The sequence below is a fragment of the Pseudomonas sp. genome (assembly GCF_050739775.1).
Taxonomy (GTDB): Bacteria; Pseudomonadota; Gammaproteobacteria; order Pseudomonadales; family Pseudomonadaceae; genus Aquipseudomonas.
Map to the genome: position 1 here is coordinate 1 of NZ_JBOICA010000089.1, position 1686 is coordinate 1686.

The 1686-nt window shown below is 66.9% G+C and carries 3 protein-coding genes; all 3 read left to right on the plus strand.

Annotation, left to right across the window (positions count from 1 at the left end; translation table 11 throughout):
* A partial coding sequence (locus ACRESH_RS24140) for a tail fiber assembly protein (RefSeq protein ID WP_431744329.1) occupies positions 1-560 on the plus strand: 560 nt, incomplete at its 5' end.
* A gap of 59 nt (positions 561-619) precedes the next feature.
* On the plus strand, positions 620-1243 hold the full coding sequence (locus ACRESH_RS24145) for a glycoside hydrolase family 19 protein (protein WP_431744330.1): 624 nt from the start codon (positions 620-622) through the stop codon (positions 1241-1243).
* Positions 1240-1686: DUF2514 family protein (locus tag ACRESH_RS24150; protein WP_431744331.1), on the plus strand; the 447-nt coding region annotated here is incomplete at its 3' end. The genes ACRESH_RS24145 and ACRESH_RS24150, both read left to right, overlap by 4 nt.

Here is a 1686-nt window from a genome sequence, read left to right on the forward strand (position 1 = left end):
AGGGCGACCAGCTCTCCCTCAATGGCCAGGTCCTGGACTTCGGACCTTTGCCTGGCGGCGCCACGCTGCCCGTCGAAGCATTCGCCTGTCCTTGGATCACCGCGCCAGTTGAGCGCGTGGATGGCAGCCTGGTGCTGACCATTACTTTGCCGCATGGCGCCATGGCCGGGGAGCAGTCTCGTTATCCGGCCGACATCATCAGGCCTGCAGATGGCAGGCTGGCGCTGCCGACGGACTACGATCCGAAGCTCGAGGGCTCCAGCCCGGTCTGGCCGCTTGTGCCCGGCGCAATCGACTGGTCTCAAGTGGTCACCGCCGCGATGAAAGCCCAGGCCGCCGCCGAACAGCAGTTGGCTCAGGTGATCGCTGAAGCCGCGGGGCGCCGGGCGGTGGCGGACGCTGCCATTGCTCCGCTGCAGGATGCCGTCGACATCGACGATGCCACCGAGACGGAGGTCGAGACCTTGAAAGCCTGGAAGAAGTACCGCGTCGCGCTGAACCGTGTGCCGGAACAGCCGAACTATCCCGATGCAATCGACTGGCCAGCGCCGCCGGCCTGACAACTACCACACCCAAAGCACCCGCCATCGAGCGGGTTTATTTTTGCCTGGAGAAACACATGCCCCCGTTGACCGAGCAGCAGTTGCTGCAGATACTGCCCAACGCCCGCCCAGTCGCGGGCATTTTTTTGCCTGCGCTGAACCGGGCCATGGCCCGCTACAAGATCGACAGCCCGGTGCGCGTGGCTGCGTTCCTGGCCCAGGTAGGTCATGAGTCGGGCCATCTGCGCAACCTGGTGGAGAACCTGAACTACAGCGCCGAGGCGTTGGTGCGCATCTGGCCCAGCCGTTTCACTGCGGAGTCGGCAGCCGCCTGCGCGCGGCAGCCGGAGAAGATCGCCAACACCGTGTACAGCGGTCGCATGGGGAACACTCGCCCGGGTGACGGCTGGCGGTACCGTGGGCGCGGCCTGATCCAGCTCACTGGCCGCTCGAACTACGCCGCCGCCGGCGCCGGCCTGGGCCTGCCGCTGGAAGAGAAACCCGAGCTGCTCGAGCACCCCGAGCACGCCGCCATGTCCGCCGCCTGGTGGTGGTCGACCCACGGCCTGAACGAGCTGGCCGACGCCGGCCGCTTCCAGGATATCGGCAGCGTGATCAACACCGGCAAGCCTGGCCGGGTGCCGCACGGCGCCGCTGAGCGTAAGGCGCTGTATGACCTTGCGCTGAAGGTGCTGGCGTGATCAGCGCGCGCACGATCGGCGCGGCAGTGTCGCTTGCGCTGGTGGCCTGGGCGTTCTGGGGAACCTACGAGCACGGACGTTCGACCATGGATGCCGAGTGGCAGGCGCGCTGGGCTGTCCGTGATGCAGGTGATCAGCAGGCCTGGGCGCTGGAAGAGGCCAAAGCCCGCAGTGAAGAGCAACGCCGCACAGCGGCACAGGAAGAGGCGAGAGCAAATGCTCGGGAACAAGAACATACTGCAGCTGTTGATGGCACTGGCGCTGATGCTGTTGGCCAGCGGATGCGCGACGAAGCTGCCCGATATGCCGCAGCCGCGGGCGAGTGCGCCGCGGATTCCGCCGTTGCCGCCCGAGGCCAGGCAGCCACCCGCGCCGCCATGGTGCTCTCCGACCTGCTCGCGCGGGCTGATGCTCGAGCGGGAGAGCTGGCGAAAGCTTATGAC